20 protein-coding genes and 1 riboswitch are annotated in these 16,873 nt (G+C 68.3%); of the genes, 7 read left to right on the plus strand and 13 right to left on the minus strand.

The window, feature by feature from the left end; genetic code table 11:
• Positions 1-144: 144 nt before the first annotated feature.
• Positions 145-1,215 carry a 3-deoxy-7-phosphoheptulonate synthase gene (locus tag V6V89_RS20745; RefSeq protein WP_334620836.1) on the plus strand — a complete coding sequence of 357 codons (1,071 nt, stop codon included), beginning with the start codon at positions 145-147 and terminating at the stop codon, positions 1,213-1,215.
• A gap of 53 nt (positions 1,216-1,268) precedes the next feature.
• On the opposite strand, the gene V6V89_RS20750 is transcribed toward V6V89_RS20745, so the two are convergent.
• On the minus strand, positions 1,269-1,547 hold the full coding sequence (locus tag V6V89_RS20750) for a GlsB/YeaQ/YmgE family stress response membrane protein (RefSeq protein WP_334620837.1): 279 nt from the start codon (positions 1,545-1,547) through the stop codon (positions 1,269-1,271).
• Between the two features lie 121 nt (positions 1,548-1,668).
• On the opposite strand from V6V89_RS20750, the gene V6V89_RS20755 reads away from it, so the two are divergent.
• The 3 genes from V6V89_RS20755 (at position 1,669) to V6V89_RS20765 (ending at position 4,699) form a co-directional block, all read left to right on the plus strand.
• Positions 1,669-4,086: a penicillin-binding protein gene (locus V6V89_RS20755; RefSeq protein WP_334620838.1), complete on the plus strand. Its 2,418-nt coding sequence runs from the start codon at positions 1,669-1,671 to the stop codon at positions 4,084-4,086.
• Between the two features lie 248 nt (positions 4,087-4,334).
• Positions 4,335-4,529, plus strand: a complete 195-nt coding sequence (locus V6V89_RS20760; RefSeq protein ID WP_334620839.1) for a hypothetical protein — start codon at positions 4,335-4,337, stop codon at positions 4,527-4,529.
• Entirely contained in the window at positions 4,526-4,699 is a 174-nt protein-coding gene (locus V6V89_RS20765; RefSeq protein WP_334620840.1) for a hypothetical protein, read from the plus strand. Before V6V89_RS20760 ends, V6V89_RS20765 begins: the two co-directional genes overlap by 4 nt.
• Here V6V89_RS20765 and V6V89_RS20770 read toward each other — a convergent pair whose 3' ends face one another.
• The 5 genes from V6V89_RS20770 to V6V89_RS20790 form a co-directional block, all read right to left on the minus strand.
• Positions 4,700-4,969 carry a hypothetical protein gene (locus tag V6V89_RS20770; protein WP_334620891.1) on the minus strand — a complete coding sequence of 90 codons (270 nt, stop codon included), beginning with the start codon at positions 4,967-4,969 and terminating at the stop codon, positions 4,700-4,702.
• Between the two features lie 25 nt (positions 4,970-4,994).
• A complete protein-coding gene (locus V6V89_RS20775) occupies positions 4,995-5,246 on the minus strand; it encodes a DUF6158 family protein (RefSeq protein ID WP_334620841.1) in 252 nt (83 codons plus the stop codon).
• Positions 5,247-5,366: 120 nt separating this feature from the next.
• Positions 5,367-5,567 (minus strand): DUF397 domain-containing protein, encoded by a 201-nt coding sequence (locus tag V6V89_RS20780; RefSeq protein WP_334620842.1) that lies wholly within the window; start codon positions 5,565-5,567, stop codon positions 5,367-5,369.
• Positions 5,568-5,778: 211 nt separating this feature from the next.
• Positions 5,779-6,090, minus strand: coding sequence for a DUF3817 domain-containing protein (locus V6V89_RS20785; RefSeq protein WP_334620843.1), 312 nt, complete (start codon positions 6,088-6,090; stop codon positions 5,779-5,781).
• Between the two features lie 29 nt (positions 6,091-6,119).
• Positions 6,120-6,521, minus strand: coding sequence for a hypothetical protein (locus V6V89_RS20790; protein ID WP_334620844.1), 402 nt, complete (start codon positions 6,519-6,521; stop codon positions 6,120-6,122).
• A gap of 216 nt (positions 6,522-6,737) precedes the next feature.
• On the opposite strand from V6V89_RS20790, the gene V6V89_RS20795 reads away from it, so the two are divergent.
• The 3 genes from V6V89_RS20795 to V6V89_RS20805 all read left to right on the plus strand — a co-directional run bounded on the left by V6V89_RS20795 (position 6,738) and on the right by V6V89_RS20805 (position 8,902).
• A complete protein-coding gene (locus tag V6V89_RS20795) occupies positions 6,738-6,932 on the plus strand; it encodes a DUF397 domain-containing protein (protein WP_334620845.1) in 195 nt (64 codons plus the stop codon).
• A gap of 222 nt (positions 6,933-7,154) precedes the next feature.
• Positions 7,155-8,021, plus strand: coding sequence for a helix-turn-helix domain-containing protein (locus tag V6V89_RS20800; RefSeq protein ID WP_334620846.1), 867 nt, complete (start codon positions 7,155-7,157; stop codon positions 8,019-8,021).
• A 29-nt stretch (positions 8,022-8,050) separates the two neighbouring features.
• Complete coding sequence (locus V6V89_RS20805) at positions 8,051-8,902, plus strand: helix-turn-helix domain-containing protein (protein WP_334620847.1); 852 nt, start codon at positions 8,051-8,053, stop codon at positions 8,900-8,902.
• A 45-nt stretch (positions 8,903-8,947) separates the two neighbouring features.
• Here the strand turns inward: V6V89_RS20805 and V6V89_RS20810 are convergent, their stop codons facing one another.
• From V6V89_RS20810 to V6V89_RS20840, 7 genes are all read right to left on the minus strand, one after another.
• Positions 8,948-9,385, minus strand: coding sequence for a DUF6232 family protein (locus tag V6V89_RS20810; RefSeq protein WP_334620848.1), 438 nt, complete (start codon positions 9,383-9,385; stop codon positions 8,948-8,950).
• A 430-nt stretch (positions 9,386-9,815) separates the two neighbouring features.
• A complete protein-coding gene (locus tag V6V89_RS20815; RefSeq protein ID WP_334620849.1) occupies positions 9,816-11,099 on the minus strand; it encodes an ABC transporter substrate-binding protein in 1,284 nt (427 codons plus the stop codon).
• A 28-nt stretch (positions 11,100-11,127) separates the two neighbouring features.
• Entirely contained in the window at positions 11,128-12,228 is a 1,101-nt protein-coding gene (locus V6V89_RS20820) for a branched-chain amino acid ABC transporter permease (protein WP_334620850.1), read from the minus strand.
• Complete coding sequence (locus V6V89_RS20825) at positions 12,225-13,109, minus strand: branched-chain amino acid ABC transporter permease (protein ID WP_334620851.1); 885 nt, start codon at positions 13,107-13,109, stop codon at positions 12,225-12,227. The genes V6V89_RS20820 and V6V89_RS20825 overlap by 4 nt, the downstream gene beginning before the upstream one ends.
• Positions 13,102-14,964 carry an AMP-dependent synthetase/ligase gene (locus V6V89_RS20830; protein ID WP_334620852.1) on the minus strand — a complete coding sequence of 621 codons (1,863 nt, stop codon included), beginning with the start codon at positions 14,962-14,964 and terminating at the stop codon, positions 13,102-13,104. The genes V6V89_RS20825 and V6V89_RS20830 overlap by 8 nt, the downstream gene beginning before the upstream one ends.
• Entirely contained in the window at positions 14,961-15,731 is a 771-nt protein-coding gene (locus V6V89_RS20835) for an ABC transporter ATP-binding protein (RefSeq protein ID WP_334620853.1), read from the minus strand. The genes V6V89_RS20830 and V6V89_RS20835 overlap by 4 nt, the downstream gene beginning before the upstream one ends.
• Entirely contained in the window at positions 15,728-16,501 is a 774-nt protein-coding gene (locus V6V89_RS20840) for an ABC transporter ATP-binding protein (protein ID WP_334620854.1), read from the minus strand. Before V6V89_RS20840 ends, V6V89_RS20835 begins: the two co-directional genes overlap by 4 nt.
• 214 nt (positions 16,502-16,715) lie before the next feature.
• Positions 16,716-16,868, plus strand: a riboswitch (cyclic di-AMP (ydaO/yuaA leader).
• Positions 16,869-16,873: the final 5 nt, after the last annotated feature.

The following is a 16,873-nucleotide window of genomic DNA, read 5'->3' on the forward strand; positions in this document are numbered from 1 at the left end:
GCCATGAAGCCATGACCTGACGTCACCAGACACCGCCAGAGGCCGGCTGGGCAGGAGCGAGAAGCTCCTGCCCTTCTGCATGCGAAACGCAGCCGGCTACAACCTGGGGATGCCGGCCCCGGGAAGCTGGCGGAAGGATTTCCAGTGACACTCCCAAGCGTTCAACGGGTCAGCGACCAACGCATCGACAAGGTCGTCCCCTTGATGACCCCCGCGCTGCTCCACCACGAGCACCCGCTCGACGAGGATCTCTCGGCGGCCGTGCTCGAGGGGCGGCGCGCGGTCGCCCGCGTGCTCGACCGGGAAGACGACCGGCTGATGGTGGTCGTCGGCCCCTGCTCGGTACACGACCCGGCCGCCGCCCTCGAATACGCCGACCGGCTCGCCGACACCGCCGCGCGCCTGGCCGACGACCTGCTGATCGTGATGCGGGTGTACTTCGAGAAGCCGCGCTCCACGGTCGGCTGGAAGGGCCTGATCAACGACCCGCGCCTGGACGGCTCCGGCGACGTCAACACCGGCCTGCGCACCGCGCGGTCGCTGCTGCTCCAGGTGTCGCGCAAGGGCCTGCCGGTGGGCTGTGAGTTCCTCGACCCGATCATTCCGCAGTACATCGCGGATACCGTGGCGTGGGGCGCGATCGGCGCGCGCACCGTCGAGAGCCAGGTGCACCGCCAGCTCTCCTCCGGCCTGTCGATGCCGATCGGCATGAAGAACCGCCCGGACGGGGCGATCTCCACGGCCGTCGACGCCATCCGGGCCGCTGGTGTGCCGCACGTCTTCACCGGCGTCGACGTGTCCGGCACCCCAGCGATCCTGCACACCCGCGGCAACTCCGACTGCCACCTCGTGCTGCGTGGCGGCAGCGGCAAGCCCAACTACAGCGCCGACGACGTGGCCGGCGCGCTCGCCCAGCTCCGCGCGGCCGGGCTGCCCGAGCGGGTGGTCATCGACGCGAGTCACGGCAACAGCGGCAAGGACTACACCCGCCAGCCGGTCGTGGTGACCGACATCGCCGAGCAGATGGCGGCCGGACAGCGCGGCATCGTCGGCGTGATGCTGGAGTCCTTCATCGAGGAAGGCCGCCAGGATCTGGACCCGACCGCTCCCCTGACCTACGGCCAGTCGATCACCGACGCCTGCATCGGCTGGGATACCACGGTCCACGTCCTGGAGGCCCTGGCTCAAGCCGTGGTCGCCCGGCGAGCCAGCTGACGCTAGCCCCAGTCTCGCGCTCCGCGCCCCATTCTCGGGGCGCGGAGTATCTGTCAGGCTGTCTTGCGGGTCTGCGAGCCGCCCATCACCTTGGCGGCGATCCACACGAAGAGCACCGCCAGGGCGACCTGGATCGCGTGCCGGATCCAGTCGATGCCCCTGGTCTCCCCGACGCCCAGCCAGTCGGCGAGCACGCCGCCGAGCAGGGCGGCCGCGATACCGACGCCGATCGTGACCCACACCGAGATGTTCTGGCGGCCGGGCAGCAGCAGCCTGCCCAGCGTGCCAACGATCGCACCCGCGATGATCGCCCAGAGAATCGTCCCAATCATGGTGACCTCCTCAACCAGAGGCTAGGCCCGCAACAGGTCCTTCGTCATCGAAACTGCGATACCGGACACATCCGCTGCCGGGGCACAGCCCGCCCGAAAATCGCCCACGTATGAAAGAGCAATGAAGATTGACCGGCTGCGCAACCGCGACCGTGCCCATCTGCGTCTTGCAGAGGTGACTCGTAATCGCAAGCTGGTGATCAACACTGCTGCGCTGCTGCTGTGCGGCGTGCTCGCCGGGTTGGCTGTCGCGGCGGCGGCCTTCCCCGCCCTCGCGATGTCCGGGCTGGCCGCCAAGGCGGGCGCCGACTCGTTCGAGTCGCTGCCGGGCGAGCTGACCAACGCGCAGGCACCACAGGCCAGCGAGGTCTACGCGTCCGACAACAAGACGCTGATCGCCCGCTTCTTCGACGAGAACCGCCGGAACGTCGAGCTCGACACCGTCTCCGCGTTCATGCCCAAGGCGATGTTCTCGGCCGAGGACCACAGCTTTTACACGCACAAGGGCGTAGACGCCAAGGGCATCGTGCGTGCGTTCGTGGCAAACAGCTCGGGCCAGTCGCAGCAGGGCGCCTCCACGCTGACCATGCAGCTGGTCCGCATGTCCATCACGTACACGGCGACGGACAACAAGGCGGTCGTCGCGGCCGGCGAGGACACCACCGCGCGCAAGATGCGCGAGGTGAAACTCGCGCTCCAGGCGGAGAAGAAGTACAACAAAAACGAGATCATGGAGCGGTACCTGAACCTCGCTCCGTTCGGCAGCAACACGTACGGCGTGTTCGCGGCGAGCCAGTTCTACTTCGGCAAGCACCCCAAAGACCTGACGCTCGCCGAGGCCGCAATGCTGGCCGGCGTCGTGAAATCTCCGACGGAGTACGACCCCACCACCCCGGAGGGGCACCAGCGCACGCTCGAACGGCGCAACTGGGTACTGGGCCAGATGGTGGAGACAAAGTCCATCACCGCCGAAGAGGCCGCGGCCGCGAAGGCGACGCCGCTGACCGTCAAGGCCAAGCGGTCGCCGAGCGGCTGCCTCGTCACCAGGCCCAACGACTGGGGCTTCTTCTGCGACTACTTCCGCCGGTGGTGGACATCGCAGGAGGCGTTCGGTGGCAGCGAGTACGACCGCGAGCGGCGGCTCAACGGCGGCGGCTACCGGGTGGTGGCCACATTGGACCCCAAGACGCAGAAGGCGGCCAAGGACAACGTCGAGCAGCGTCTGAAGACCGGCAGCAGGAACGCCCTCATGGTAGCGGCGATCGAGCCGGGCACCGGAAAGGTGCGCGCGCTGGCCACCAACCGGAACTTCAAGGTGGACGATGCCAACAACCCGCAGAACAAGCCGAGCACCAACCCGAGGAGCAGCGGCCAGCGCGGCACGTACCCGAACACCACCAATCCTCTGATCACCGGCGGCGGTGGCGTCACCGGGTACCAGTTCGGCTCGACGTTCAAGATCTTCACCATCGTCGCGGCCTTGGAGAAGGGGTACCCGCTGGACTACACGATCAACGCGCCGCAGCGGTACCCGTCCAAGTACAGCGGCGGCGCCCCGACGTCCTCCTGCGGCGGCACCAACCGCTGGTGCCCGGGCAACGACAACCCCACCCAGGCTGGCATCCACAACGCCTGGACCGCGTTCGGCCGCTCCGTGAATACCTACTTCGTGCCCCTGGAGGAGCGGGCCGGCGCCGCGAACGTGGTCGCCGCCGCACAGAAGATGGGCATCAGGTTCCTGAACGACGAGGACGCCGAGCGCGCGGCCAACAAGGAGGCGGCGGACGACTGGGGAGCGTTCACGCTCGGCGTCTCCGGCACCACCCCGCTTGACGTGGCCAACGCGTACGCCACGCTCGCCGCGGACGGCAAGCACTGCGAGCCGATCCCGGTGCAGGAGATTCAGGAGATGAGCGGCAAGAAGCTCGACGTGGCGAACCCGCGCTGCAACCAGGCGCTCGATGTCCAGGTGGCGCGGGCCGCGATCGACGCGGCACGCTGCCCGGTCGGCGACCAGTCGGCCTTCGGCGAGTGCAAGGGTGCCACCGAGGGAGGCGCACGCAGCGCGGTTGGCCAGCCGATCGCCGGCAAGTCGGGTACCACCGACAGCCACCGCACCGCGTCGCTGGTCATCACGACGAAGACGCTCTCGGTCGCGGGCGTCCTCGCCGACCCGGACTGGCCGGAGACGACCGTCAACATGAGCCACGACATCGTCAACCCGGCGGTGTACGAGACGCTCGCCGACGCGTCGAAGGGCAAGCAGGCCAAGAACTTCACGCCGCCGAGCCAGAAGATGGCGTACGGCGAGCAGCGGTCGATCCCGAACGTCCAGTGCGACTCGGTCAGCGAGGCGCGCTCCACCCTGGAGAACGCCGGCTTCCGGGTCGAGGTCGACAACACGCCGATCCCCTCCACCTGCCCTCAGGGCACGGTGGCCGACACCGAGCCGAACGGTAGGACGATCGAGGACGGCCTGGTGGTCCTCAAGCTGAGCACCGGCGTAGGGAGCACCCCCAGCGGTCCACCCCCGCGGTAGAAACACAGGAGGCACCGCCCGTACGGGCGGTGCCTCTCAGGCGTCGGTGTGCAGGTCGCCTCTCGGCGAGTGGCGCAACGCGGCTCCAGCCGGACGGTATTCCGCGAAGGCATTTAGGTGAGGCCCGGGGACACAGGACACACCGACAGTCATCCCAACGGTGCAGGGGTGGCCTGTGTTCCGGCACCGGGTGTATTCCAGGTCACGTCCGGAGTTTGATCGTCCTCGCCGCCGGGTAGCGCGTCTTCGTGACGCTCGAAGAGCTGCTCGACGACCTGTACGTGTGGCAGGAGCGGGTGAGCGCCGGGGACATCCGGCGCGCCGCGATCGCGGCCGATCTGCCCGCGGCCGAGCTCACCCGGATCGACGCCCTGCCCGAGGGTGAGTACAGCCAGGACGAGGCCTTGGACGCGCTCAACGAGACGTCGGGAGGAACGCTGTGAACGATCTGCCCCCGCTGGGCCAGCCGGAAGACGCCGAGCCCGAACCGGACACCGAAGACTTCGCGGCCGAACACGACGACACGGCCGTCGACGAGGACATCACGGGCGGACGTGACGGCGACCGCGAGCCCGAGTCACCGCGCGGCTGGGCGGGCCTGGAACCCGAGTGATCAGCCCGCGCTCAGGTTGTCGTCGACCGTGCGCGCGAGTTCGTCGAGCGCACGATCGGCGTCCTCCCGCCCCTCTTCGGCGACTTGGAGCTCGACCCGCGCACCGCCGGCGGGGTTCGGGCTAACCGTGAGCTGTGCCCGGTCCTGCCATCGCGCGCGGAGGCGTTCGAGGTCGAGTTCGGGCCGAGCGGTGCGCAGCTCATTGGGCAGCCACCCGGAGCGGGCGGGGTCGGTCGCGGTGTTGAAGACCACCTCGGGCGGCGCCGACATGCCCCGCTCGGCCTGGTACGCCACCTCAGAATCCTTCGCGCAGCCGGCTCGGATCCACTTCGCGTCCAGGATGCCGGGTCAGGTACTCCGTCTCCAGCTCGGCGGTGCGCCGCAGGTGGTTCGCGAGAGCGGCGTCGGGGCCGTGCCGCAGCGTGTCGAGCCGGGTGCGGTGCAGGCTGGCCATCTCGCGGATGAGATCCTCGTCGGTCAGCTCTGTGGGGTCGATGCCCGCGTCGTCGATCGGCGGGAGCTGACCATGCGCTACTGGTCCAGTCATGACTTCAGCCTTTGCCCGGACGGCGCGATTTGAAACGGGACGGTCAAGGGCGCATCGGGAGAGCGACAGCGCCCTTGCACGCGGTGAGCGGTGCGATTCAGTGATGCTGAGCGATGCGGTTCAGCGAAGATCGAACTCGCCGGCGCGAACACCGGCGACAAAGGCCCGCCAGACGGGTACGGCGAACGAGAGGTGCTCCTGCGGCAGCGTCGAGTTGCGGATGGCTACGACCTCCGGCGCGCGTGCTACTTCGACGCACGCGTGGGACTCGCAACGTGTGCTCTTCCGCCATGTTGCGCTGACGGCACCCGAGTGGGCCATCTACTCTCCTCGATCTGATTGCCTCGGCCCGGTGCCGTGACGGCTCACCTTATCACCATTTGCCCGCTTTATCGGTATGTGCGAATAACTTCCGATAACAGTTAGGTGAAGGTTTTTGTGCGATGGCGCGAGGTGTGCAACAGACCGAGGAAAGCTACAACGCACCGTGACCGGCACACAATCGTCCCAACGATCGATCCCAAAAGTTGAATCAGCCGGTCACCGGTTCGGGCTGCCGTACCCAGCGAGTGACCACCCTTTCGGCGTAGAAGGAGACGAACGGCACAGTGCCGGCGAGCATCACGAGCGCCATACGGCTGAGCGGCCAGCGAGCCCGGCGCGCCACGTCGAAGGCGGCCAACAGATACGCCATGTATAGGAAGCCGTGGGCCGGACCGACCGTCTCCACGACACCCGGCTCGTCCCAGATGTACTTCAGCGGCATGCCGATCACGACCAGCAGGATCAGCACCACACCCACCACGTAGGCGATGGCGCGATACCGCATCAGGGCTCCGCTCACGGTCAGGGTCCTTCCAAGTCAGCCACGGGTCAGCCGGGGAAATCGGCAGGTTTGGCGCCCGGGTTGGCATTGAGCCAGGCCAGGTACCGGTTGTACTCCGCCAGCTCTGGATCGCCGCTGTCGTCGTACTCGATCCGCTGGGGCGTGGTGCGGACCGGGCGCCGCGCCGCGGACGCCTGTGCCGTCGCGGGCGGCGCGGTTTCGGCGGACTCCTCAGGGGCGGCGGCCCGCAGTGTGTGGCGCACCTCACGCACCCACATGAAGACCACGAATCCCGCGAACACCGGCCATTCGAAGGCGTACGCCCAACTGAGCATGTTGCCGCCGGCTGCGCGACCTATCTGCCACCACCCCAGGGCGAGAAAACCGCACACGAGCGCGACCGCGAGCACGTGGCGCGCGAGCCACGCCGGTGTCAACAGCCGCCTCATGGCTCCGAGCCTACCGACTCTCTCCGACGCGCCGTCGTAGAGGTGGCGCGCTAAAGCGGCGCTAATGCCGGGCTCTACTTTGTGTGCCAATGTCGCCGCCATTCATTCACGCACCAGCCCTTCTCGGCTATTGCCACGCCGTGCGACATTGATAACAGTCGGTAAGCAACCCGTGTGGCGGCTGGCCGCCCGCCGGGCTTAGCGGAGGGCAGTTGTATGGCGCATCGACCTGGGGCATGGCGACGAAGTAGCCGCTGCGAGGCCATCGAGTGCGTGGAGGTCAAGCTCGGGAACGACCGGGTTGGCGTCCGGGATTCGGCGTCCGGGCAGGCAATCGAGGTACCACGCCCAGTGTGGCGAGCATTCTGCGCCGGCATCAAGGCCGGTGACTTCCGCACCCTCGCCGACTGAGAAAGACATATACGGAATGTGCCGGCTCTGGCATCAGCCAGGAGCCGGCGCTTCATATGTGGCCATTCGCGCCTTCCGCAACGACATTGGAAAACGCGATGGCCGGGTGTAGCCTGCAAGAATCCTGGCTAACAGGCAGGTTGCGCCCCGCCAGGTGGCAGCTTGCCTAGTAACCTCCCTCACGACACGGCCGGCGGGGCCGGCGTTGGCTAGGAGGGTTTGATGATGACGGCGCAGGGTCCGACGGTCGGGCGGCGCCGACTGCGCTCGGCGCTGCGGCGTGCCCGAGAAGCCACCGGCCTGACCCAGGAGCAGGTGGCCGAGGCGATGGACTGGTCGCTCTCCAAGCTGATCCGCATCGAGGCCGGCAGCGTTTCGGTGTCCACCAACGACGTCAAGGCGTTGCTCAGCCACTACCGCGTAAACGATCCGCAGCAGGTGGCCGAGCTGGTCGACCTGGCCAAGGTGGCCCGGCAGCGCACCTGGTGGTCGCAGTACCGCGAGACCTTCCCCGCGCCGTTCGTGGCCTTCATCGGCCTGGAGGCCGAGGCGTCGAAGTTGTCCTTCTTCCAGTCCGTCGGCGTGCCCGGTCTCATGCAAACCGAGGCGTACGCCAACTCGATCACCGCGTTCGTGGTGCCCGCGCAGGTCGACCCGGCGCGCACCAAGGAGATCGTCTCGCTGCGCCGCCGGCGCCAGGCCGAGGTGCTCGGCCGCGCAAACCCGCCCGAGGTCGAGCTGGTGCTCGACGAGTCGATTCTCCACCGGCAGGTCGGCAACGCCGACGTCATGCGTGGCCAGCTCGAGCACCTGCTGCGCCTGGGCGAGGCGCCACACATCACGATCCGCGTGCTCCCATTCAGCTCCGGCATGTACACCGCGCAGGGGCAGTTCGTCGTCCTGGAGTTCGCCGACGAGGACGACTCCGATGTTATCTACATGGAGGGCGCTGGGTCGGTGACCGAGGTCATCGACCAGCTCGACCAGGTCAAGCGCTATCAGGAGATGTACGCGATGCTGCGGGAGCACTCGCTCGACCCGGATCGCTCGCGGGCAATGCTCTCCAAGATGGCGGGCCGGTTCCGGTGAGCCGGCGGGGAAATGGCGGCGGCCCGGCGGTGAGCCCCGCTCAGGGGGCGACCATTGGACGGCGCCGGCTGCGGCACGCGCTGCGCACCGCCCGCGAGGCGATCGGCCTGACGCAAGAGCAGGTCGCGGCTGAGATGGACTGGTCCGCCTCAAAGATCATCCGGATCGAGGCGGGGGCGGTGAGCGTGTCGCCGATCGACGTCCGCGCTCTGCTCCGGCTGTACGGCGTGGTGGAGCAGCGCCGCGTCGACGAGTTGGTGTCGCTGGCACGTTCGTCGCGCGCGCGCCGGTGGTGGTCGTCCTTCGCCGGCACGCTGGCGCCGTCCTACATGGCGTACATCGGGCTGGAGGCGGAGACGTCGTCGGTGCTGTGTTACACGCCGACGAAGCTGCCCGGGCTTTTCCAGACCGAGGCGTACGCGGCCAAGGCGGTCCGCCGCGAAGGCACCGCGGCCGACGAGCAGAGCCAGGTCGAGGTGCGCCTCACCCGCCAGCGCGAGGTGCTCGACAAACCCAACCCGCCGCACATCACCGCGGTCATCGACGAGTCGGTGGTCCGGCGGATCGCCAACGACGCGCAGCCCCAGAGGGAGCAGCTCGAAAAGCTGATGACGCTGAGCATCCAGCCCAACATCACGCTTCAGGTGCTGCCCTTCACGTCGGGCGTCGACGACTACCCCAGCCCGTTCGCGATCCTCCAGTTCCCCGACCCGGCCGACCACGACGTCATGTTCGTGGAGAGCGCGGTTGCCGACGACGTGGTCGACCGTCCCGAGGTGGTCGAGCCGTACCACGAGAGGTTCCAGCGGCTGTGCCAGCTGGCACTCAGCCCAGACGAGAGCCGCAACCTGATCAAAAAGATCGTGGGCGAACTCGGCTGAGTTCGCCCACGATCGGTGTGCCCCCCGGCCCACCTTGGAACTGGTCTAGCGGCGACTGGAACGCCACATGTTCATCGAGGCCACCGGCTCGGTCACCGCACCCAGCCTGGTCGCCTCCTTTGCCCGGAGCAGCGCCCGCGTCACCTGGCCGTACTGCCGCTGCTGGTCGCTGGTGAACAGCAGCATCGTCAGCCCGTGGAGCTCGCCCCACAACTCGTAGGCCCGCGGCCGCAACCGGTGGCCGATCGTCGCCACCAGGAAGGGGACGAACGCCACGGCGGTGAGCGCGAGGTAGGTCTGCGCGCTGAGGTGGTTGAGCTCGGTCGTCATGCCGAGCGCGATGCCGACGCCCGCCAGCATGATCGCGGTGACCGTCACGGATCGAATCGTGAGCTGGTCGGCCGGACCGCGCGCGGTGCGAAGGTTGTGCAGCTCGCACACCGGAAACCGGCGGCCCGCCACAATGAACCAGTCCTGCGTCACGAGAATGCCGGGCTGGCTATAGAACGGGCGCCCATCGGCTGCCGTAGATGTCGCGCTTGTTACGGGGGCGGACGTTACGGGCCGTGCCGCTGGTGGGCTCATTGCGTGTTGGGTAGTCTGCACTTGTGCCTCCAACGGCTCGTGAGGCGGGTTGGCTTCTCGTAAGACGAGCTTGGTGTGGTGGTTTTAGGATCGGCACCTGGTGGCAGCCAGGTGCCGATCGTCTTCCTGCCGTGTGCGGAACCCCTCCGGAGGCAACCCTTGAGGCTCTACAGCCATTGTGCTATATGACCGCTAGCCAGGGGAAGGCATGCAATCAGCCACCTGTCAGATTGGCACCGCGCGGGTAGCTTCGTGTACGCGCTTACGCACCGGCTGTCCCATTTGTTCACCCAGGTACCGCCACGAGGCGCGATAACGGACATTCCGCCTACAGCTTCTCGTAGCACGGGCCGTCCAGTGTGTACGCCTTCGCCGTCGGACCGGTGAAGAGATCGCGCACCTGGCCGACGCCGGTGGGCGCCGCACGGTCTGCTTTGTAGATGGCGGTCACCCGCACCGCACCCTCGTTCGGGCCGGCCGCGTAGTTGCCGGCGCCCGATGGCAACATGCCCTCGTAGTCCACCGACGTCAATGACTTCGCCGCCGCCAGTAGGCCCGCTCGGGTCAGGTCGCCGTCCTCGACCGCCTTCGAAAGGGCCGCCTTCATCGGGTACGACCACACCCAGCCGGAGGTGTAGCCGTCGTTCGGCGTCGCCGAACCGAGCGCCTCGCGCATCGCCTTGTGCCCGGGGCTGTCCGTTCCCCAAGCGTTCCACGGCGCCGTCTGCTCGTACCGGGACAGCAGGGCGGGCGCCGACGCGCTCTGCAACAGCGCCGGGTTCCACGTCGGGCTGGTGCCGATGAAGCGCCCACCGAAGCCGCGCGCCACCGTCTGTCCGATGATCGCCGCCGCGTCCGCTGGACCGGTCGTCACGATCACCACGTCCGGCTTGGCCGTCAGGATCGCCTGGATCGCGCCGGCCTGCTTGTCGGCGCCGGAGTCGGTCTTCACGGCCGCGAACGTCATGCCCAGCGCCTGGGCGGCGAGCTTGGCGCCGGCGGCCGCGTCTTCGCCGTAGTCACCGGCCAGGTGCACCGCCATCACGCTCTTCGGGTTGTACACCTCCTTGGCGTAGTCGAGCGCGTTCATCGACTCGATGCAGTAGTTGGCGCCCGACTCGATGATCACGTCTTCGAACGCCCAGGCGGACGTCCACGAGGCGGGCGCCGCGACCACGCTGCTCGCCTTGAGGTCGCTGATGATCGCGGCGGTGGTCGGTGAGCCAAGTGTCTGCGCCAGCCCCAGCACGCTCGGCTTGATCTCCTGGTACACCTGGTTGTGCGTCTGCGGGTTGTACTTGTTGTCCCGCACGTACTTGGTCACGTCGACCTCGTACCCGCCGATGCCGCCATCGGTGTTGACCCGCTTCCAGAACGCCTTCTGTGCGTCCGTGATCGGCACGGCCAAGGCCCGGAACGGGCCCTCGGTCAGGTCGGAGATGATGCCGAGGTATATGCAGCCTTTGCTGGAGTCGGTGGCGCCCGGGCAGGGCTCCGCGGTCACCCCGACATCGGTCTTGACCTCGCCCTCGCCCGTCTCACTCTCGCCGCCCCGGCACGCGGCGAGCGCGCCCGATACGAGCAGGAGTGCCGCGGCGCCCAGCGATCCCATTCTGTTCATTGGAGAGCCCTCACACACGTCAGTAGGAGAACGGCCACGCCTTCCAGTAGTTGCGGGCCCGCACCCAGAGGCCGAACAGCCCGCGTGGTTCGAAGATGAGGAAGACGATGATGAGTACGCCGTAGAGGATCGTCTCCACCTGGAAGACGTTGGGCACCTCGTTCGGCTGGGTGCTGATGAACGGCACCCACGCCTGCAGTTCCCGGGTGAGCCGGGGCAGCAGGGTGATGAAGAACGCCCCGGCGATCGCACCGGAGACCGTACCCGCGCCGCCGATCAGCACCATCGCGATGTACTGGACGGACAGCAGCAGGCTGAACGAGCTCGGGTCGAAGTACCCGCTCACCGTGTAGAGCAGGGCACCGGCGCACCCGGCGTAGAAAGAGGACACGGCGAACGCGATCGTCTTGTACCGCGCCAGGTTGACGCCGATGACGCCGGCCGCGATGTCACGGTCACGGATCGCCGTGAACGCCCGCCCCACCTTGGACCGGGCCAGGTTGCGTGCCGCGAGGGCGAATACCACCAGTAGGGCCAGCATCAGCCAGAAGAGCTTCTGGTCCCGGGTGCCGTACGCGTCGGTGCCGGCCAGTTGGTACCCGAAGACCTCCAGCGACGCGGCGGGCCGCCCCACGCCGACCCCACCGGTCAGCGACGACCACTCGCTCGCGATGTGCTGCCCGATGAAGACCAGGCCGAGCGTGACTATGGCGAGATACAGGCCGCGCAGGCGGGTGGCGAGCGGCGCCACGAGCACGCCGGCGGCCGCCGCGACCAGGCCGGCGACGGGCAGCCACACCAACATGTTGGGCATCCCGAACCCGACGACGCGGCCATCCGGGTCGCCGCTGACAGCGGCGGCGGTGTACGCGCCGATGGCGAGGAAGAACGCGTGGCCCAGGGACACCTGACCGGCGTATCCGGTGACGAGGCCCAACCCGATCGCACCGATCGCCGCCACGCAGCACAGCGCGAGCAGTTGCAGGATGTCGTCGGTGAGCAGGAAGGGCAGGGCTGCGGCGACCGCCAGCAGCACGCCGAACCACACCCGCTTGGCGGGCGTGTTGAACAACGCCATGTCGCTGGCGTACGAGGTGTGCAGCAGCGGCCTCCCCCTCATACCCGCTCGACCTCCCGGGTGCCGAACAGGCCGTAGGGCCGCACCAGCAGCACGAGGAGCATCACCACATACGGGGTGATGACGGAGACGTTGCCACCCAGCCACGGCGCGTGGTTCTGGTAGGTGGCGGTCAGTTCCTGGAGCACACCGATCGCGAGCCCACCGACCACCGCGCCGGGCAGCGAGTCGAGCCCGCCGAGGATGATGACGGGCAGGGCGGTCAGCGCGATGAGCCACAGAGCGGCGTCCACACTGGACCCGGCGGCGGCGAAGGTGCCCGCCACTGCCGCGAGCACACCGGCCAGCCCCCAGGAGAGCGCGAAGACGGTGCCCACCGAGACCCCCTGCGCGAGCGCGGCCTCCTGGTCGTACGCGGCGGCGCGCATCGCGAGGCCCATCCGGGTGAAGCGGAAGAAAGCGAACAGCGCCGCCACGAGCGCTGCGGTGGTGAGGAACGCGGCGAGGTGACGCTGCTGCATGTCGATGCCGCCCACGCCGACCGTGCGCAGCCCCCACGGGTCCAGCACGTTGCGGACGTCCAAGCCGATGAAGGCGTTTACGACCACCCGCACGGCGACGTCGACGCCCAGCGTGATGATGGCGACGACGAACGCCGGCCGGCCGATCATCGGCCGCACCGCCAGGCGCTCCACGCCGAGGGCGAGCAGCCCGGTGAGGACCGCGGCCACCGGCACCGCCACCCAGAAGCTGACCTCCAGCACGAGGTACGTCACCATCGTGACGCCCGCGAGCATGAACGCCGGCTGCGCGAAGCTGATCACTCGGGTGGCCTTGTAGATGATGACGAAGCCGAGCGCGAGCAGGGCATAGACGCTGCCGGTGCCGAGCCCGCGCAGCACCGCCTCGACCAGCTCAGCCATACATCTCCTCTACCAGGTCGGCGAAGAGGCCGGCGATCGCGGCGCGCTTGACCTTCTGCGTGGCGGTCAGTTCGCCATCCTCGTGGTCGAGCTCCTTCGGCAGCATCCGGAACCGCCGCACATGCTCGACCGGTGCCCGCCGCTCGTTCACGCCGTCCACGATGGACTGGACGAGCGCGCGCACCTCTGGCTTGGCGGACAGATCGCGGTATGTGGTGTAGGCCAGCCCGCGGCGCTGCGCCCACTCCCCGACGGTGTCGGGCTCGATGCCGATGAGCGCGCCGAGGTACGCCCGGCGGTCGCCCACCAGGATCGCCTCCTTGATGTACGGCGACGCCTTGAGCTCGTTTTCGATCTGGGAGGGGGCGATGTTCTTGCCACCCGCGGTGATCATGATGTCCTTGGCGCGGTCGGTGATGCGGACGTGCGTGCCGTCGACCCACTCCCCGATGTCGCCGGTGTGCAGCCAGCCGTCTTCGGTGAGCGCCGCAGCGGTGGCGGCGGGGTCGCGGAAGTAGCCGACGAACGTGCCCGGGTGCCGGGTGAGGATCTCGCCGGTCCGCTCGTCGATCCGCAGCTCCACACCCTCGTGTGGCTCTCCCACGGTGCCGAGCTTGATGCGGCCCGGCTGGTTGCCGGTCGCCACGGCGGTGTTCTCCGTCATGCCGTACACCTCGTGCATGGGCACCCCGATGCCCATGAAGAACCGCAGCACGTCCGGCGCGATCGGGGCGGCGCCCGACGCCGCGTACCGCACCCGCCCGACCCCGATCCGCTCGCGCAGGGCCCGGTAGAAGAACAGCCAGCCGGCGGCGTACATCAGGCGGGTCACGAGCGTGTGCGTGCCGCCGGTGCGCACCAGCGTGTCGCCGATCCGCCGGGCCACCGCGAGCCAGAGCCGTGCGTTGAGCCGCTTGAGGGGTGAAGCGCTGGCGAGCCTGATGCTCACACCGGCAAGGATCTTCTCCCAGATCCGGGGTACTCCGAACAGGACGGTGGGCTGTACCTCGCGCAGGTTGGCCTGCACGGTCGCGATCGACTCTGCGAAGTTCACCTGGGTGCCGGCGCCGGCGTTGAACCACGTCGTGAAGATGCGTTCGGCGACATGGCACAGCGGCAGGTACGACAGCACCAGGTCGCTCGGGCCCGGTGGTGGCGACGTGAACCCGCCGCCGTCGACCAGCGACCGGATCGCGAAGTCCACGTTGGACACCGACAGCATCGCGCCCTTCGGCGGTCCCGTGGTGCCCGAGGTGTAGATGACGGTAGCGATGTCGTCGGGACGCGCGGCCGCCATCCGCTCCTCGAGCGCGTCCGGATGGGCGTCCCGGTGCGCCACGCCCATCAGCACCAGGTCTTCCCAGCACATCAACTTCGGGTGGCGGTACCGGTGCCGGATGCCGCGTGGCTCCAGGTAGACGATGCGTTCGAGGTCGGGGCAGTCGTCGAGCACCGCCAGCGCCTTGTCGACCTGCTCCTGGTCTTCGGCGACGAGCACCCGGGCGCCCGAGTGGTGCAGCAGGTACCCGACCTCGCTTGCCGGGTTCGTCGGATACAGGCCGACCGTGGCGGCGCGTACCGCGACGGTGGCGACGTCGGTGACGAGCCACTCCTTGCGGTTCTCGGCGTGGATGGCCACCCGGTCGCCCGGCTCGATTCCCAGTGCCAGCAGCGCGTGCGCGACGGTCTGCGCGGTGTCCCAGTACTCCGCCCAGGTGACCTCCTGCCAGATGCCGAAGTCCTTCTCCCGCATGGCGATCGCGTCCGGTGTCGCGCGCGCGTGCTCGCGTACCCGAGATGCGATCGTCGTCGCGGCCTTAACCTGGGTCGAGGTCATGCCAGCTGACTCAGTCATGTGGGTTGCACCTCGCCCAGATAGGCGCGGATGACGTCCGGGTGGTGCTGGATGTCGGCGGGCGGCCCCGTGGCCACCGCCCTGCCGAAGTCGACCACCAGGACCCGGTCGGCCAGGTCCATCACCAGGCCCATGTCGTGCTCGACCAGCACGATCGGGATGTCGAGCTCGTCACGGATGTCGAGGATGAAGCGGGCCATGTCTTCGGTCTCCTCGACGTTCATCCCGCCGACCGGTTCGTCGAGCAGGAGCAGCTTCGGCTCCATGGCGAGCGCCCGTCCCAACTCGACCCGCTTCTGTACGCCGTACGGCAGCAGCCCGACCGGCAGGCGGCGCCACTGCTCCAGTTCCAGGAAGTCGACGATCTGCTCGACGGCGGCGCGGGCGGCGAGTTCCGCGCGCCGCGCCCGGCCGAGCCACGCGATCGCGGACAGCGGCCCGTAATGGATGTGGTTGTGCCGCCCGAGCATCAGGTTGTCGAGCACGGTGAGGTTCGCGAACAGCTCGACGTTCTGGAACGTGCGCGCCATGCCGAGCGCGGCGATCTGGTGCGGCCGCCTGCCGACCAGGTCGGTGCCGTCGAAGACCACCCGGCCGGACCGGGGCCGGTAGACGCCGGACAGCACGTTGAAGATGGACGTCTTGCCGGCGCCGTTCGGGCCGATGACCGCGAAGAGCTCCTGCCGCCCCACCGTGAAGCTCACCCCGTCGATCGCCTTCACGCCGGCGAAGCTGAGGTGGACGTCCGTGAACTCGAGGATCGTCATGACAACCACCGCTTACGCCGCCGGTAGTGCTTCACGTCGCGGAAGCTCTTGCGCCCCAGCCCCAGGTAGAACTCGCGGATGTCGTCGTCGGCGAGCAGCTGCGCGGCCGGCTTGTCGAGCACCACCCGGCCGGTCTCCAGCACGTACCCGTGACTCGCGATCGACAGCGCCATCGTGGCGTTCTGCTCGACGAGCAGGATGCCGGTGCCGCGCTTGTTGATCGCCATGATGATCTCGCGCACCTGCTCCACCAGCCGCGGCGCCAGCCCCAGGCTCGGCTCGTCGAGCAGTAGGTAGCGCGGGTCGGCCATGAGCGCCCGACCGATCGCCAGCATCTGCTGCTCGCCACCGGACAGGTACCCGGCGGTCCGGCGGCGCCGCTCGGCGAGTACCGCAAACAGGTCGAACACGTCGTCGAGGCGCGCCTTGATCCGCTCTGGGCTGGTGTGGCCGCCGATCCGGAGGTTCTCCTCGACGGTCAGCTCCGCGAAGATCCGCCTGGCCTCCATCACCTGGCAGATTCCCCGGCGCACCAGCGCCGCCGGCCGCAGGTGGTGCACGGGTACGCCGTCGAGCGTCACCGCGCCCTTCGTCACCTCGCCGTCGTGCACGTCGAGCAGGCCCGTGATCGCGCGCAGGAGGGTGGTCTTGCCGGCACCGTTCGCGCCAAGCAGCGCGACGACCCCGCCAGGCGGGACTGTGACGCTGACGCCTCGCAGCACCAGCATCACGTCGTCGTAGACGACCTCGAGGTTCCGCACCTGCAACATCGCCCGACGCTCCTTGTGTTCTACATCACAAGTTACCGGTCATTTAACTAGAACTAACAAGGTCGTCAAGCGACGGTTTGGTCTCGATCCAACACGCTCGGTAACGACACCTACCTTGATGGACTAATCACCCTCCTGCCACTTTCGTCTCAGCGATGATCACGTTAGGTTGGAGCGGCTGGTCCGGTCGTCAGTCACTCCCCCGGGTGGCGCCGGCCCGGTGCTGCCGAATCGCAAATCACGACTACGGTCAGTGAGCGAACCGGGGACCCACCTTGTGCAATGGGGTGAATCCGCACTCGTGCGGTAGGGCGTCCTTCCCGCCCGAATCCGTCAGCTAACCCGGTAGGCGGCCTGCGGAAGAGGGGTCAC

Origin of the sequence: Micromonospora sp. CPCC 206061 (assembly GCF_036906915.1) — a bacterium.
Taxonomy (GTDB): domain Bacteria; phylum Actinomycetota; class Actinomycetes; order Mycobacteriales; family Micromonosporaceae; genus Phytohabitans.

Coding starts and splice junctions, on each gene's coding strand:
- V6V89_RS20780 (WP_334620842.1), bottom strand. CDS start 5,567: ATGGCCCACTCGGGTGCCGTCAGCGCAACATGGCGGAAGAGCACACGT.
- V6V89_RS20830 (WP_334620852.1), bottom strand. CDS start 14,964: ATGACTGAGTCAGCTGGCATGACCTCGACCCAGGTTAAGGCCGCGACG.
- V6V89_RS20835 (WP_334620853.1), bottom strand. CDS start 15,731: ATGACGATCCTCGAGTTCACGGACGTCCACCTCAGCTTCGCCGGCGTG.
- V6V89_RS20820 (WP_334620850.1), bottom strand. CDS start 12,228: ATGAGGGGGAGGCCGCTGCTGCACACCTCGTACGCCAGCGACATGGCG.
- V6V89_RS20775 (WP_334620841.1), bottom strand. CDS start 5,246: ATGACTGGACCAGTAGCGCATGGTCAGCTCCCGCCGATCGACGACGCG.
- V6V89_RS20815 (WP_334620849.1), bottom strand. CDS start 11,099: ATGGGATCGCTGGGCGCCGCGGCACTCCTGCTCGTATCGGGCGCGCTC.
- V6V89_RS20790 (WP_334620844.1), bottom strand. CDS start 6,521: ATGAGGCGGCTGTTGACACCGGCGTGGCTCGCGCGCCACGTGCTCGCG.
- V6V89_RS20840 (WP_334620854.1), bottom strand. CDS start 16,501: ATGTTGCAGGTGCGGAACCTCGAGGTCGTCTACGACGACGTGATGCTG.
- V6V89_RS20770 (WP_334620891.1), bottom strand. CDS start 4,969: ATGTCGGCGCCGCCCGAGGTGGTCTTCAACACCGCGACCGACCCCGCC.
- V6V89_RS20755 (WP_334620838.1), top strand. CDS start 1,669: ATGAAGATTGACCGGCTGCGCAACCGCGACCGTGCCCATCTGCGTCTT.
- V6V89_RS20825 (WP_334620851.1), bottom strand. CDS start 13,109: ATGGCTGAGCTGGTCGAGGCGGTGCTGCGCGGGCTCGGCACCGGCAGC.
- V6V89_RS20800 (WP_334620846.1), top strand. CDS start 7,155: ATGATGACGGCGCAGGGTCCGACGGTCGGGCGGCGCCGACTGCGCTCG.
- V6V89_RS20750 (WP_334620837.1), bottom strand. CDS start 1,547: ATGATTGGGACGATTCTCTGGGCGATCATCGCGGGTGCGATCGTTGGC.
- V6V89_RS20795 (WP_334620845.1), top strand. CDS start 6,738: ATGGCGCATCGACCTGGGGCATGGCGACGAAGTAGCCGCTGCGAGGCC.